Source organism: Streptomyces hygroscopicus (assembly GCF_026168105.1).
In the GTDB taxonomy this organism is placed as follows: domain Bacteria; phylum Actinomycetota; class Actinomycetes; order Streptomycetales; family Streptomycetaceae; genus Streptomyces; species Streptomyces hygroscopicus_D.
Genome location: NZ_LBMW01000025.1, coordinates 1 through 14,342, shown reverse-complemented (window position 1 = coordinate 14,342; position 14,342 = coordinate 1). Strand labels below are relative to the sequence as shown.

Sequence of the window (14,342 nt, the reverse complement as noted above, 5' to 3'; positions counted from 1 at the left end):
AGGCCCACCGGACCAGGCCCGGCCGCCACAGGTCGGATACGCGCTGTCACACCGCGCCGGTACGGTGAGGTCATGAGCCATGGACCCCGGTCGGGCCTGTACGCGGTGAGCTCCGCGCTGCTGGCCATGAGCAGGCACCTCGAGGTGCGCGACGTCCTCAAGACGATCGTCGCCTCCGCCCGCGAGCTGCTCGACGCGGAGTACGCGGCGCTGGGCGTCCCGGACGACCACGGGGGCTTCGCCCAGTTCGTGGTGGACGGCGTCAGCGAACAGCAGTGGAGAGCGATCGGACCGCTCCCGCGCCAGCACGGCATCCTGGCGGCGATGCTGCACGAGGCGAAGCCCGAGCGGCTCGCCGACGTCCGCAGGGACCCCCGCTTCGAGGGCTGGCCGAGCGCCCATCCCGAGATGTCCGACTTCCTGGGCCTGCCCATTCGCGACGGCGACGAGATCATCGGCGCGCTGTTCCTTGCCAACAAGCGGTGCTCGAAGCCCCGGGGCGGCTGCGGCTTCACCGAGGCCGACGAGGAACTGCTCTCGATCCTCGCCCAGCACGCCGCGATCGCCCTCACCAACGCCCGGCTGTACGAGCGCAGCCGGGAGCTGACCATCGCCGAGGAGCGCTCCCGGCTTGCCCACGAACTGCACGACGCGGTCAGCCAGAAGCTCTTCTCCCTGAGGCTCACCGCCCAGGCCGCCGCCGCCCTGGTCGACCGTGACCCGGGCCGAGCCAAGGGGGAGCTGCAGCAGGTGGCGGCGCTCGCCGCGGAAGCCGCGGACGAACTGCGCGCCGCCGTCGTCGAGTTGCGCCCCGCGGGCCTCGACGAGGATGGTCTGGTCGCCACCTTGCGCACCCAGATACAGGTCCTCGACCGCGCTCACACCGCGCGCGTGACCTTCACCAGCTGCGGTGTCCGCGCACTCCCGGCCGGCCAGGAGGAGGCACTCCTGCGCGTCGCCCAGGAAGCCCTGCACAACGCCCTGCGGCACTCCGGTGCCGAGCGGGTCGATGTGGCCCTCGAGAAGCGCGGACCGGCCGTCGTCCTGCGGGTCATGGACGACGGCAGCGGTTTCGAGCCCAACGTGACACGCCGCGCGGGGCGCCACCTGGGACTGGTCTCCATGCGTGACCGGGCCGGCGGGGTCGGTGGCACGCTGACCGTGGAATCGGCGCCCGGGAAGGGCACCACGATCGAGATGGAGGTCCCTGGTGGCTGACGCAATCAAGGTGCTGCTCGTCGACGACCACCAAGTGGTCCGCCGCGGTCTTCGTACCTTCCTGGAAGTGCAGGACGACATCGAGGTCGTCGGAGAGGCCTCCGACGGAGCCGAAGGAGTCGCCCGGGCCGAGGAGCTGAAACCCGACGTCGTCCTCATGGACGTCAAGATGCCGGGCATGGACGGCATCGACGCGCTGCGCAAGCTCCGCGAGCTCGACAACCCCGCGCGCGTGCTGATCGTCACCAGCTTCACCGAGCAGCGCACGGTGGTCCCCGCGCTGCGCGCAGGAGCGGCCGGTTACGTCTACAAGGACGTGGACCCCGACGCGCTCGCCGGGGCCATCCGGTCGGTGCACGCCGGGCACATTCTCCTCCAGCCGGAGGTCGCGGGCGCGCTGCTGTCGCAGGAGGAGGCCAACGCGGGCCAGGGCAGGGCGGGTTCCCTCACCGAGCGGGAGCGCGAGGTGCTGGCTCTGATCGCGGACGGCCGCTCGAACCGAGAAATCGCCCGCGCCCTGGTCCTCTCCGAGAAGACGGTCAAGACCCATGTCTCGAACATCCTGATGAAGCTCGACCTGGCGGACCGCACCCAGGCCGCCCTGTGGGCCGTACGGCACGGGGTGGACGGCTGACCAGGAGTCACAGGCCATCCGCGATCCGCACGGCAAGGGAAGGTTCCGCGCCGGGCTGAGATTCATACCGTCGGGTGTACGTCCCCCGAACGGCGCATCCTCGGGGGAGTCCGGGCGTTCTCCAAGGCGTGCTGCGGCGCCTGCCGCGCAGTGATCGCAAGGAGAGGGCTCAGAAGTGAAGAACCTGAAGAAGGCCGTGGCCGTCACGATGGTGGCCGGTGGCCTGGTCGCCGCCAGTGCCGGCCTCGCCTCCGCCACCGAGGGGTCGCACGCCGACGGCAAAGCCGTGGGCTCCCCGGGTGTCGTCTCGGGCAACGTCATCCAGGCCCCGGTCCACATCCCCGTGAACGCGGTCGGCAACACCGTGAACGTGATCGGCGTCCTGAACCCGGCCTTCGGGAACCTGGGCATCAACGACTGACGCCGTCGAGGACCCACCCTCGACCACACCGGCCTCCCGGACCACGTCCGGGAGGCCGGTTACATGCCCATGCCGGCCCGGCCCCAACCAGCCTGTCCGGCGTTCGAGGCCAGGGCCGTTCAGGCCGAAGCGGGAGACTGGGGGCGACAGCCCCCAGGGACGGTGCCCCGACCGCAGGGCAACACAAAACCCCCGATCACCGCATCCCCCACCCCTCCACAACGGAGTTGTACGCCGCGACCTGCGCTCGCCGGGCCGTTCGCTCCACCGGACGCAGCGCCTGCGCCCGGGCGGACATCTCGGAGGCACTCACCGCACCCCCGTGCCCGTTGTCGTACGCCACCGAGATCAGCAGCCCCACCCGCTGGGCCAGCTCGAGCACCCGCACGGCCCGCGGCGGATATCCCGGAGCCAGAAGTTCCCGCCCCCGCTCCGCCCGCGCCCGGTACGCGTCGATGGCCGCCTCGGCCACCGGTCCCGACGCCGCCACGTCCAGCCGCGACAGCGCCTCGGTCGCCTCGCGCAGGGCCTCCGCCAGCTCCCGCTCGGCCTCCCCGAGCGACGGCACATCGGCGGGCGGCGCCTCCCGCACGGACAGACAGTGCCAGACGACCTCGACGTGCACATCGCCGTCCGGCCCGGCCTCGTACACCTCCGGCACCAGCCCGAACGCGGCCCCGTGGCAGACCACCGCCTCCTCGGCCTCCATCGCCCGGGCATTGAACTCCGGCGGCCCGCTCAGCCCCAGCGGATGTCCCGGCGCGGGCAGCGCCACCCGCAGCCCGCTCACCCCGAGCATCCGCAGCCGCCCCAGCGCGAGCGTGAGACCGACGGGCGCCGACTCACCCGGCAGCCCCTCCACCCGGTGCACCGCGTCCTCCCCAACGATGGCGGACGCGGCGTCATCCGGCGAAACAAGTCCGGCCAACAGTGCATTTCCCCATGCGGCCAGCCGTCCTGAGCGTGGTTCCGAGAGCATGCCCCCACCCTAAGGACCGGGCCTATGGAATGGACCGGGCGACCGGTGGCGTAGATTTCTTGGGGGGCTGCGCCCACCGGCGTGGCGGACCGCGCCCACAGGCGTACGCGAGAGCCGACACTGGCCACACTGCAAGGGGAGACAACGCGCTCATGAGCGATGTTCTGGAGCTGGAGGACGTATCCGTGGTCCGTGAGGGCCGGGCTCTGGTGGAGGAGGTCTCCTGGTCGGTCAAGGAGGGCGAGCGCTGGGTGATCCTCGGCCCGAACGGCGCCGGCAAGACGACCCTCCTGAACGTCGCCTCCAGCTACCTCTACCCCACCAACGGCACCGCCACCATCCTCGGCGAGACCCTCGGCAAGCCCGGCACCGACGTCTTCGAGCTCCGCCCCCGCATCGGCATGGCCGGCATCGCCATGACCGAGAAGCTCCCCAAGCGCCAGACCGTCCTGCAGACCGTGCTGACCGCCGCCTACGGCATGACCGCCGGCTGGCAGGAGGAGTACGAGGACGTCGACGAGCAGCGCGCCCGCGCCTTCCTGGACCGCCTCGGCATGAACGAGTACCTCGACCGCAAGTTCGGCACCCTCTCCGAGGGCGAGCGCAAGCGCACCCTCATCGCCCGCGCCCTGATGTCCGACCCCGAGCTGCTGCTCCTGGACGAGCCCGCCGCCGGCCTCGACCTCGGCGGCCGCGAGGACCTCGTACGCCGTCTCGGCCGCCTCGCCCGGGACCCGATCGCCCCCTCCATGATCATGGTCACGCACCATGTCGAGGAGATCGCCCCCGGCTTCACCCACGTCCTGATGATCCGCCAGGGCAAGGTGCTCGCCGCGGGCCCGCTGGAGCTCGAGCTGACCTCGCGCAACCTCTCCCGCTGCTTCGGCCTCCCGCTCGTCGTCGAACAGGTCGGCGAGCGCTGGACGGCCCAGGGCCTGCCCCTGTCCTGACACCCGAGGCGCGCGCTCGGGCGCACGGGGTGCGCCCGCGGGAAAGCCGTCAACCGCCCGTCGGCAAAACCCGATAAGAAGCTCCTCCGGTCGGATCGGCGCCCTGTCCGCGACCGACCCGCGGTCCTACCATGACCATGTGAACATCGACGCGTGGCTGTGGTGGCTGATCGGCGCGGCCGGGCTCGGCATCGGGCTCGTGATCACCGCGATGCCGGAGCTCGGCATGCTCGCGGTGGGCGCCATCGCGGCCGCCGTCGTGGGGGGATTGGGCGGAGACGCCGTCCTCCAGGTCGTGGTCTTCGCGGTCGTCTCGGTCGCGCTCATCGCCGTGGTCCGGCCCATCGCCGCCCGGCACGGTGCCCAGCGACCCCAACTCGCCACGGGCATCGACGCGTTGAAGGGCAGACAGGCCGTCGTCCTGGAACGCGTGGACGGCAACGGCGGCCGGATCAAGCTCGCCGGAGAGATCTGGTCGGCTCGCGCCCTCAACACCGAACTCACCTATGAAGTAGGCCAGGAAGTGGATGTCGTGGACATCGAGGGGGCCACAGCGATCGTCATGTGACCTCGAAGGACGCAACTGAACCGAACAGCCCACAGGGGACGCGAGGGTCTGTCAGACTCGACCAGCAAGATCTTGAACAACCATAAGATCTTCCACAGGGCGCCGAGGCGGAGAAGGGGTACGGGGACTCACGATGGAACCGATCATCATCGTCCTGATCATTCTGGTGGTGTTGGTCTTCATCGCCCTCATCAAGACGATCCAGGTCATTCCACAGGCGAGCGCGGCCATCGTCGAGCGCTTCGGCCGCTACACACGGACACTGAACGCCGGCCTGAACATCGTGGTCCCGTTCATCGACTCCATCCGCAACCGCATCGACCTGCGCGAACAGGTCGTGCCGTTCCCGCCGCAGCCGGTGATCACCCAGGACAACCTGGTCGTCAACATCGACACCGTCATCTACTACCAGGTGACCGACGCCCGGGCCGCCACCTACGAGGTCGCCAGCTACATCCAGGCGATCGAGCAGCTCACCGTCACCACGCTCCGCAACATCATCGGCGGCATGGACCTGGAACGCACCCTGACCTCCCGCGAGGAGATCAACGCGGCGCTGCGCGGCGTCCTCGACGAAGCCACCGGCAAGTGGGGCATCCGCGTCAACCGCGTCGAGCTGAAGGCCATCGAGCCGCCCACCTCCATCCAGGACTCGATGGAGAAGCAGATGCGCGCCGACCGTGACAAGCGCGCCGCGATCCTCACCGCCGAAGGTACGCGCCAGGCCGCCATCCTCACCGCCGAGGGCGAGAAGCAGTCCCAGATCCTGCGCGCCGAGGGCGAGGCCAAGGCCGCCGCTCTGCGCGCCGAGGGCGAGGCCCAGGCGATCCGTACGGTCTTCGAGTCCATCCACGCGGGCGACCCCGACCAGAAGCTGCTCTCCTACCAGTACCTCCAGATGCTCCCGAAGATCGCCGAGGGCGACGCCAACAAGCTCTGGATCGTCCCCAGCGAGATCGGCGACGCTCTGAAGGGCCTCTCCGGCGCGATCGGCAACTTCGGCCCGATGGGCGGGGGTTCGGGCAACGGCGGCGGCTCCGGGTCCTCCACCCACCACGGCGGCGCGAGCACGGAGCGCCGCGAGAAGCCGTCGATCGACTGACACCACAGCGGTCGTACGACACTGGGGCCCGCTTCCCGAAGGAGGCGGGCCCCAATTCCATTTCCGCGACTCGCGGCTGCCACGGCCGAACGAGAGGCCGCTGAGGGCGCCCTACGCCGCCGCCTGCGACAGCCACTCCGGCAGCGCCTCGAACTCGTCCTGCCCGAGCGCCAGCAGCATCGCGTCCGCGGGCGTCGGCTCGAACGGCTGCCGCAGCAGCGGCATTCCGGCCTGCTCCGGAGTGCGATTCGCCTTGCGGTGATTGTCCTCGGCGCACGAGGCCACCGTGTTCAGCCAGGTGTCGGCACCACCCTGCGACCGCGGCACCACGTGGTCCACGGTCGTCGCCCGCCGCCCGCAGTACGCGCACCTGTGCCGGTCCCGCACCAGGACACCCCGCCTCGACCATGGAGCTTGTCTTCGGAAGGGCACCCGTACGTATCTGCAGAGCCTTATGACCCGGGGCGCGGGTATGTCCACATACGCGCCCCTCATACGGAGTTCGGGGTGGGACTGCTCGACGACGGCCTTGGCCTGCAGCACCAGAACGACGGCTCGGTTCAGCGTCACCGTCGACAGCGGCTCGAAGCTCGCGTTCAGTACCAGCGTGTCCCGCATCCAGCCCACCTCCCGTGTGCACCTGCCCACTCCCTGGCGGGCTTGGATCAACTCTGGACGGGCGCGCCGAGATGGACAACGCAATAAAAACTGCCCGCCTCTGATCAATTCCAAGACCAGAGGCGGGCAAACGTTCAGTGAACGTCAGTCACCGAGGTGTGTACGTCAGCCCTGGGCCGGGTTCTCGTACTCCCCGATGAGCTGGGCGCGCGCCAGCGAGTGGAACCGCAGATTGAAGCCGACCACCGCGGGAGAGGCGTCCGAGTCCGGACCGAGCCTCTCCTGGTCGACCGCGTACACCGTGAACACATACCGGTGCGGACCGTCTCCGGGCGGCGGCGCGGCACCGCCGAAGTCCTTCGTCCCGTAGTCGTTGCGCGCATGGACCGCACCTTCGGGCAGCCCCTCGAACTTCGCGCTGCCCGCACCCGCGGGCAGCGCGGTCACCGAGGCCGGGATGTCGAACAGGACCCAGTGCCAGAACCCGCTGCCCGTCGGGGCGTCCGGGTCGTAGCAGGTCACGGCGAAACTCTTCGTCTCCGGCGGGAAGCCTTCCCACCGCAGCTGCGGCGAAGTGTTCCCGGCCGCGTGGACCTGAGCGTCCTTGAGCCTGGCGCCCGGCTGGACGTCCTCGCTCGTCACCGTGAACGACGGCACGGACGGATGGAAGTCATGGGGCAGTGGCCGCCTCTTGGACTCGGTCACCTCGGTACCTCCCAGTCAGTGGATCAACCGATTCCAGTCGCTCCCGAGCCTAGAACCAGCTGCGCTTGCTGCCGACCTCCGACAGCCACTGGTGGAGGTACGCGGCCCAGTCCGTGCCGTGGAAGTCGTGCACACCCACCTGGAAGGCACGGTAGGAATCGCTGCCCTCACTGAACAGACCCGGCTTCTTGTCCATCTCCAGCACGACGTCCATCGCATGCTCGTCCGCGACGAAGCTCAACTCCACCTGGTTCAGGCCACGGTACTGCGACGGCGGGAAGAACTCGATCTCCTGGTAGAACGGCAACCGCTGCCGCGTGCCCCTGATGTGACCACGCTCCATGTCGGCGCTCTTGAACCGGAAGCCCAGCCGGATGAACGCGTCCAGGATCGCCTTCTGCGCCGGCAGCGGGTGCACATGGATCGGGTCCAGGTCGCCGGAGTCCACGGCACGCGCGATCTCCAGCTCCGTCGTCACCCCGATGTGCATTCCGCGCAGCGCCTGCCCGTCGATCATGGTGACCGGGGTCTCCCACGGGATCTCGAGCCCGAACGGTACGGCGTGCACGGCCCCCGCCTGGAGTTCGAAGGCACCCCCGAGCCGGACCTTCGTGAACTCGATGTCCTGCTTGTACTCCGTGTCGTCGTGCCCTTCGACCTCGACCTTGGCCTGCAAACCGACGTTCAGGCCCTCGATCGCCTGGTTCACGGACCCGCCCTGGATCCGCACCTCACCCTGGACGACACCGCCCGGCACGACATTGACCTCGGTCAGCACCGTCTCGACCGAAGCCCCGCCGGCTCCCAGACTTGCGAGCAGCCGCTTGAACCCCATGCATCTTCCTTCCCAGGCGACACCATGACGCGCACATGGATCATTGATCCCGACAAACGCGATCCGGCCCCGGCCGGTCCCGCGTCCCCACCCTTCCAAGGGGGAGGACTCTGGACCACCCCTTTGGTACGCACCCATCTGGACTACGCTCGTACGCCATGATCGCGACCCCCGACCGTACGCCCCTCCCCAGGGAGTTCTTCGACCGCCCTGTCCTGGAGGTCGCCCCCGACCTGCTGGGGTGCCTCCTCGTCCGCAGCACCCCGGACGGTCCGATCGAACTGCGCCTCACGGAGGTCGAGGCCTACGACGGCCCGAACGACCCCGGCTCCCACGCCTATCGCGGCCGCACACCCCGCAACGACGTGATGTTCGGTCCGCCCGGCCATGTGTACGTCTACTTCACCTACGGCATGTGGCACTGCATGAACCTGGTGTGCGGCCCGGAGGGCCGGGCGAGCGCCGTACTGCTGCGCGCCGGGGAGATCACCGAGGGCGCCGAGCTCGCCCGGACCCGTCGACTCTCGGCCCGTAACGACAAAGAACTGGCCAAAGGCCCCGCGCGCCTGGCGACGGCCCTGGGTGTGGACCGCGCCCTCGACGGCACGGACGCGTGTGCCGCCGGGGAGACGCCGTTGCGCATCCTGACCGGCACTTCCGTGCCCTCCGACCAGGTACGCAATGGTCCCCGCACGGGAGTCGCGGGGGACGGAGGCATCCACCTGTGGCGCTTCTGGATCGCCAACGACCCGACGGTGAGCCCCTATAGGGCCCACACTCCGAGGCGGCGCCGAAGTTGACGTGCTCCTGGGCGATGCGTAATGTAGCCCGAGCCGCTTGAACCGGGTACGGCGTTCCGCCGGCAGCCGGAAGCGGTTTACCCACTATAACGATTCCCTCGCAGAGGGCGTTTTCGGCGTGCCCGCATGCCCGAATTCGAACTCGCGGGGCTCGATTATGAGCTCCGGCAGGAATCGGCTAACGTAGTGAATGTCGAAAGGCCGAGAGGCGAAAAGCCTCGGGTTCAAGACAAATCCCGCCGACAGGGAATCGGATCGAGAAAAGGTCTGATAGAGTCGGGAACACCGAAGGGAAGCGCCCGGAGGAAAGCCTGAGAGAGTCTCTCGGGTGAGTACGAAGGAAGCGTCCGTTCCTTGAGAACTCAACAGCGTGCCAAAAGTCAACGCCAGATATGTTGATACCCCGTCTCCAGCTCTGCTGGGGCGAGGTTCCTTTGAAGTAAAACACAGCGAGGACGCTGTGAACGGTCGGGACTATTCCTCCCGGCTGTTCCGCTCTCGTGGTGTTCGCCCCGATCACGGGGAAAGCATTCACGGAGAGTTTGATCCTGGCTCAGGACGAACGCTGGCGGCGTGCTTAACACATGCAAGTCGAACGATGAACCGGTTTCGGCCGGGGATTAGTGGCGAACGGGTGAGTAACACGTGGGCAATCTGCCCTGCACTCTGGGACAAGCCCTGGAAACGGGGTCTAATACCGGATACAACCACTGACCGCATGGTCCGGTGGTGGAAAGCTCCGGCGGTGCAGGATGAGCCCGCGGCCTATCAGCTTGTTGGTGAGGTAGTGGCTCACCAAGGCGACGACGGGTAGCCGGCCTGAGAGGGCGACCGGCCACACTGGGACTGAGACACGGCCCAGACTCCTACGGGAGGCAGCAGTGGGGAATATTGCACAATGGGCGAAAGCCTGATGCAGCGACGCCGCGTGAGGGATGACGGCCTTCGGGTTGTAAACCTCTTTCAGCAGGGAAGAAGCGAGAGTGACGGTACCTGCAGAAGAAGCGCCGGCTAACTACGTGCCAGCAGCCGCGGTAATACGTAGGGCGCAAGCGTTGTCCGGAATTATTGGGCGTAAAGAGCTCGTAGGCGGCTTGTCACGTCGGTTGTGAAAGCCCGGGGCTTAACCCCGGGTCTGCAGTCGATACGGGCAGGCTAGAGTTCGGTAGGGGAGATCGGAATTCCTGGTGTAGCGGTGAAATGCGCAGATATCAGGAGGAACACCGGTGGCGAAGGCGGATCTCTGGGCCGATACTGACGCTGAGGAGCGAAAGCGTGGGGAGCGAACAGGATTAGATACCCTGGTAGTCCACGCCGTAAACGGTGGGCACTAGGTGTGGGCGACATTCCACGTCGTCCGTGCCGCAGCTAACGCATTAAGTGCCCCGCCTGGGGAGTACGGCCGCAAGGCTAAAACTCAAAGGAATTGACGGGGGCCCGCACAAGCGGCGGAGCATGTGGCTTAATTCGACGCAACGCGAAGAACCTTACCAAGGCTTGACATACACCGGAAAACTCTGGAGACAGGGTCCCCCTTGTGGTCGGTGTACAGGTGGTGCATGGCTGTCGTCAGCTCGTGTCGTGAGATGTTGGGTTAAGTCCCGCAACGAGCGCAACCCTTGTCCCGTGTTGCCAGCAGGCCCTTGTGGTGCTGGGGACTCACGGGAGACCGCCGGGGTCAACTCGGAGGAAGGTGGGGACGACGTCAAGTCATCATGCCCCTTATGTCTTGGGCTGCACACGTGCTACAATGGCCGGTACAATGAGCTGCGATACCGTGAGGTGGAGCGAATCTCAAAAAGCCGGTCTCAGTTCGGATTGGGGTCTGCAACTCGACCCCATGAAGTCGGAGTCGCTAGTAATCGCAGATCAGCATTGCTGCGGTGAATACGTTCCCGGGCCTTGTACACACCGCCCGTCACGTCACGAAAGTCGGTAACACCCGAAGCCGGTGGCCCAACCCCTTGTGGGAGGGAGCTGTCGAAGGTGGGACTGGCGATTGGGACGAAGTCGTAACAAGGTAGCCGTACCGGAAGGTGCGGCTGGATCACCTCCTTTCTAAGGAGCACTTCTCACCAACTCCGGTTGGTCAGGGGCCAGTACATCAGCGAACGTCTGGTGCTGGTTGCTCATGGGTGGAACGTTGACTACTCGGCATCTTGCGTCAACTCGGGTTGTTAGTACTGCTCTTCGGAGCGTGGAACGCGGACCGTGAGGGGCGGGGGTGTCGGGCACGCTGTTGGGTGTCTGAGGGCATGGCCGTGTGGTCTGTCTTCGGTGCCGGCCCCGGTGAACTTGCTGGTTTTTCGGCAGGGTGACGGGTGGTTGGTCGTTGTTTGAGAACTGCACAGTGGACGCGAGCATCTGTGGCCAAGTTTTTAAGGGCGCACGGTGGATGCCTTGGCACCAGGAACCGATGAAGGACGTGGGAGGCCACGATAGTCCCCGGGGAGTCGTCAACCAGGCTTTGATCCGGGGGTTTCCGAATGGGGAAACCCGGCAGTCGTCATGGGCTGTCACCCGCTGCTGAACACATAGGCAGTGTGGAGGGAACGCGGGGAAGTGAAACATCTCAGTACCCGCAGGAAGAGAAAACAACCGTGATTCCGGGAGTAGTGGCGAGCGAAACTGGATGAGGCCAAACCGTATGCGTGTGAGACCCGGCAGGGGTTGCGTATACGGGGTTGTGGGATTTTCCTTCTGCGGTCTGCCGGCCGTGGGACGAGTCAGAAACCGTTGATGTAGACGAAGGACATGCGAAAGGTCCGGCGTAGAGGGTAAGACCCCCGTAGTCGAAACGTCAGCGGCTCGTTTGGAAGACACCCAAGTAGCACGGGGCCCGAGAAATCCCGTGTGAATCTGGCGGGACCACCCGCTAAGCCTAAATATTCCCTGGTGACCGATAGCGGATAGTACCGTGAGGGAATGGTGAAAAGTACCCCGGGAGGGGAGTGAAATAGTACCTGAAACCGTGTGCCTACAAGCCGTGGGAGCGTCGGACATCAGCTTGCTGGTGTCTCGTGACTGCGTGCCTTTTGAAGAATGAGCCTGCGAGTTTGCGGTGTGTTGCGAGGTTAACCCGGGTGGGGTAGCCGTAGCGAAAGCGAGTCCGAATAGGGCGGTGGAGTAGCACGCTCAAGACCCGAAGCGGAGTGATCTAGCCATGGGCAGGTTGAAGCGGAGGTAAGACTTCGTGGAGGACCGAACCCACCAGGGTTGAAAACCTGGGGGATGACCTGTGGTTAGGGGTGAAAGGCCAATCAAACTCCGTGATAGCTGGTTCTCCCCGAAATGCATTTAGGTGCAGCGTCGTGTGTTTCTTGCCGGAGGTAGAGCACTGGATAGGCGATGGGCCCTACCGGGTTACTGACCTTAGCCAAACTCCGAATGCCGGTAAGTGAGAGCGCGGCAGTGAGACTGTGGGGGATAAGCTCCATGGTCGAGAGGGAAACAGCCCAGAGCATCGACTAAGGCCCCTAAGCGTACGCTAAGTGGGAAAGGATGTGGAGTCGCACAGACAACCAGGAGGTTGGCTTAGAAGCAGCCACCCTTGAAAGAGTGCGTAATAGCTCACTGGTCTAGTGATTCCGCGCCGACAATGTAGCGGGGCTCAAGCGTACCGCCGAAGTCGTGTCATTCGTACATGAGGGCTAACGCCTGTACGGATGGGTAGGGGAGCGTCGTCTGCCGGGTGAAGCAGCACCGGAAGGTAGTTGTGGACGGTTGACGAGTGAGAATGCAGGCATGAGTAGCGATTCACACGTGAGAAACGTGTGCGCCGATTGACCAAGGGTTCCTGGGTCAAGCTGATCTGCCCAGGGTAAGTCGGGACCTAAGGCGAGGCCGACAGGCGTAGTCGATGGATAACCGGTTGATATTCCGGTACCCGCTGTGAAGCGTCAAACATTGAATCCAGTGATGCTAAGCCCGTGAAGCCGCCTGCCCTCAGCTTTGCTGTGGGTGGGAGTGGTGGAGCCGGTGGCCCGAGCTGGTAGTAGGTGAGTGATGGGGTGACGCAGGAAGGTAGTCCATCCCGGGCGGTGGTTGTCCCGGGGTAAGGGTGTAGCCCGAGTGGTAGGTAAATCCGCCACTCTTGTGGGTGAGACCTGATGCCGAGCCGATTGTGGTGAAGTGGATGATCCTATGCTGTCGAGAAAAGCCTCTAGCGAGTTTCATGGCGGCCCGTACCCTAAACCGACTCAGGTGGTCAGGTAGAGAATACCGAGGCGTTCGGGTGAACTATGGTTAAGGAACTCGGCAAAATGCCCCCGTAACTTCGGGAGAAGGGGGGCCACGCCTGGTGATGGAGTTTTCCTCCTGAGCTGGGGGTGGCCGCAGAGACCAGCGAGAAGCGACTGTTTACTAAAAACACAGGTCCGTGCGAAGCCGTAAGGCGATGTATACGGACTGACGCCTGCCCGGTGCTGGAACGTTAAGGGGACCGGTTAGCTCACTTTCGGGTGGGCGAAGCTGAGAACTTAAGCGCCAGTAAACGGCGGTGGTAACTATAACCATCCTAAGGTAGCGAAATTCCTTGTCGGGTAAGTTCCGACCTGCACGAATGGCGTAACGACTTCTCGACTGTCTCAACCATAGGCCCGGTGAAATTGCACTACGAGTAAAGATGCTCGTTTCGCGCAGCAGGACGGAAAGACCCCGGGACCTTTACTACAGTTTGATATTGGTGTTCGGTTCGGCTTGTGTAGGATAGCTGGGAGACTGTGAAGCCTGGACGCCAGTTCGGGTGGAGTCGTCGTTGAAATACCAGTCTGGTCGTGCTGGATGTCTAACCCGGGTCCGTGATCCGGATCGGGGACAGTGTCTGATGGGTAGTTTAACTGGGGCGGTTGCCTCCTAAAGGGTAACGGAGGCGCCCAAAGGTTCCCTCAGCCTGGTTGGCAATCAGGTGTTGAGTGTAAGTGCACAAGGGAGCTTGACTGTGAGACCGACGGGTCGAGCAGGGACGAAAGTCGGGACTAGTGATCCGGCGGTGGCTTGTGGAAGCGCCGTCGCTCAACGGATAAAAGGTACCCCGGGGATAACAGGCTGATCTTCCCCAAGAGTCCATATCGACGGGATGGTTTGGCACCTCGATGTCGGCTCGTCGCATCCTGGGGCTGGAGTCGGTCCCAAGGGTTGGGCTGTTCGCCCATTAAAGCGGTACGCGAGCTGGGTTTAGAACGTCGTGAGACAGTTCGGTCCCTATCCGCTGTGCGCGTAGGAGTCTTGAGAAGGGCTGTCCCTAGTACGAGAGGACCGGGACGGACGAACCTCTGGTGTGCCAGTTGTTCTGCCAAGGGCATGGCTGGTTGGCTACGTTCGGGAGGGATAACCGCTGAAAGCATCTAAGCGGGAAGCCTGCTTCGAGATGAGGACTCCCACCCACTTGATGGGGTAAGGCTCCCAGTAGACGACTGGGTTGATAGGCCAGATATGGAAGCCGGGTGACCGGTGGAGTTGACTGGTACTAATAGGCCGAGGGCTTGTCCTCAGTTGCTCGCGTCCACTGTGT

10 protein-coding genes, 2 rRNA genes and 1 pseudogene are annotated in these 14,342 nt (G+C 65.2%); 9 read left to right on the top strand and 4 right to left on the bottom strand.

The genetic code is table 11. The features are described from left to right. The first annotated feature begins 72 nt into the window (after positions 1-72). From AAW14_RS23050 to AAW14_RS23040, 3 genes are all read left to right on the top strand, one after another. Complete coding sequence (locus AAW14_RS23050; RefSeq protein ID WP_265565831.1) at positions 73-1,218, top strand: GAF domain-containing sensor histidine kinase; 1,146 nt, start codon at positions 73-75, stop codon at positions 1,216-1,218. Further along, positions 1,211-1,852, top strand: a complete 642-nt coding sequence (locus AAW14_RS23045) for a response regulator (protein ID WP_265565830.1) — start codon at positions 1,211-1,213, stop codon at positions 1,850-1,852. Before AAW14_RS23050 ends, AAW14_RS23045 begins: the two co-directional genes overlap by 8 nt. A gap of 175 nt (positions 1,853-2,027) precedes the next feature. Further along, positions 2,028-2,273, top strand: coding sequence for a chaplin (locus tag AAW14_RS23040; RefSeq protein WP_265565829.1), 246 nt, complete (start codon positions 2,028-2,030; stop codon positions 2,271-2,273). Between the two features lie 196 nt (positions 2,274-2,469). On the opposite strand, the gene AAW14_RS23035 is transcribed toward AAW14_RS23040, so the two are convergent. Then, positions 2,470-3,252 carry a hypothetical protein gene (locus AAW14_RS23035; RefSeq protein WP_265565828.1) on the bottom strand — a complete coding sequence of 261 codons (783 nt, stop codon included), beginning with the start codon at positions 3,250-3,252 and terminating at the stop codon, positions 2,470-2,472. Between AAW14_RS23035 and AAW14_RS23030 the strand changes: the two are divergent. From AAW14_RS23030 to AAW14_RS23020, 3 genes and pseudogenes are all read left to right on the top strand, one after another. Continuing rightward, positions 3,216-3,935 (top strand): annotated as a pseudogene (locus AAW14_RS23030) (ABC transporter ATP-binding protein); the annotation flags it as partial. The gene AAW14_RS23035 and the pseudogene AAW14_RS23030 sit on opposite strands and share 37 nt — an antisense overlap. Positions 3,936-4,341: 406 nt before the next feature. Then, positions 4,342-4,770 (top strand): NfeD family protein, encoded by a 429-nt coding sequence (locus AAW14_RS23025; protein WP_265565826.1) that lies wholly within the window; start codon positions 4,342-4,344, stop codon positions 4,768-4,770. 133 nt (positions 4,771-4,903) lie between these two features. Further along, positions 4,904-5,872 carry an SPFH domain-containing protein gene (locus AAW14_RS23020; protein ID WP_265565825.1) on the top strand — a complete coding sequence of 323 codons (969 nt, stop codon included), beginning with the start codon at positions 4,904-4,906 and terminating at the stop codon, positions 5,870-5,872. A 111-nt stretch (positions 5,873-5,983) separates the two neighbouring features. Here AAW14_RS23020 and AAW14_RS23015 read toward each other — a convergent pair whose 3' ends face one another. From AAW14_RS23015 to AAW14_RS23005, 3 genes are all read right to left on the bottom strand, one after another. After that, positions 5,984-6,490, bottom strand: coding sequence for an HNH endonuclease (locus AAW14_RS23015; protein ID WP_265565824.1), 507 nt, complete (start codon positions 6,488-6,490; stop codon positions 5,984-5,986). Positions 6,491-6,655: 165 nt separating this feature from the next. Beyond that, complete coding sequence (locus AAW14_RS23010) at positions 6,656-7,195, bottom strand: YbhB/YbcL family Raf kinase inhibitor-like protein (RefSeq protein WP_265565823.1); 540 nt, start codon at positions 7,193-7,195, stop codon at positions 6,656-6,658. Positions 7,196-7,244: 49 nt separating this feature from the next. Further along, positions 7,245-8,030: a sporulation protein gene (locus AAW14_RS23005; protein WP_265565822.1), complete on the bottom strand. Its 786-nt coding sequence runs from the start codon at positions 8,028-8,030 to the stop codon at positions 7,245-7,247. Between the two features lie 158 nt (positions 8,031-8,188). On the opposite strand from AAW14_RS23005, the gene AAW14_RS23000 reads away from it, so the two are divergent. The 3 genes from AAW14_RS23000 (at position 8,189) to AAW14_RS22990 (ending at position 14,321) form a co-directional block, all read left to right on the top strand. Then, positions 8,189-8,830: a DNA-3-methyladenine glycosylase gene (locus AAW14_RS23000; RefSeq protein WP_265565821.1), complete on the top strand. Its 642-nt coding sequence runs from the start codon at positions 8,189-8,191 to the stop codon at positions 8,828-8,830. A gap of 530 nt (positions 8,831-9,360) precedes the next feature. Next, positions 9,361-10,888 (top strand): 16S ribosomal RNA (locus AAW14_RS22995). Between the two features lie 310 nt (positions 10,889-11,198). Further along, a 23S ribosomal RNA gene (locus tag AAW14_RS22990) occupies positions 11,199-14,321 on the top strand. The 16S and 23S rRNA genes sit together here, the layout of an rRNA operon. The last annotated feature ends 21 nt before the right edge of the window (positions 14,322-14,342 follow it).

What these genes read in the sequence shown, in the direction of transcription:
- AAW14_RS23035 (WP_265565828.1), bottom strand. Translation starts at nt 3,252, where the DNA reads ATGCTCTCGGAACCACGCTCAGGACGGCTGGCCGCATGGGGAAATGCA.
- AAW14_RS23050 (WP_265565831.1), top strand. Translation starts at nt 73, where the DNA reads ATGAGCCATGGACCCCGGTCGGGCCTGTACGCGGTGAGCTCCGCGCTG.
- AAW14_RS23000 (WP_265565821.1), top strand. Translation starts at nt 8,189, where the DNA reads ATGATCGCGACCCCCGACCGTACGCCCCTCCCCAGGGAGTTCTTCGAC.
- AAW14_RS23005 (WP_265565822.1), bottom strand. Translation starts at nt 8,030, where the DNA reads ATGGGGTTCAAGCGGCTGCTCGCAAGTCTGGGAGCCGGCGGGGCTTCG.
- AAW14_RS23020 (WP_265565825.1), top strand. Translation starts at nt 4,904, where the DNA reads ATGGAACCGATCATCATCGTCCTGATCATTCTGGTGGTGTTGGTCTTC.
- AAW14_RS23015 (WP_265565824.1), bottom strand. Translation starts at nt 6,490, where the DNA reads ATGCGGGACACGCTGGTACTGAACGCGAGCTTCGAGCCGCTGTCGACG.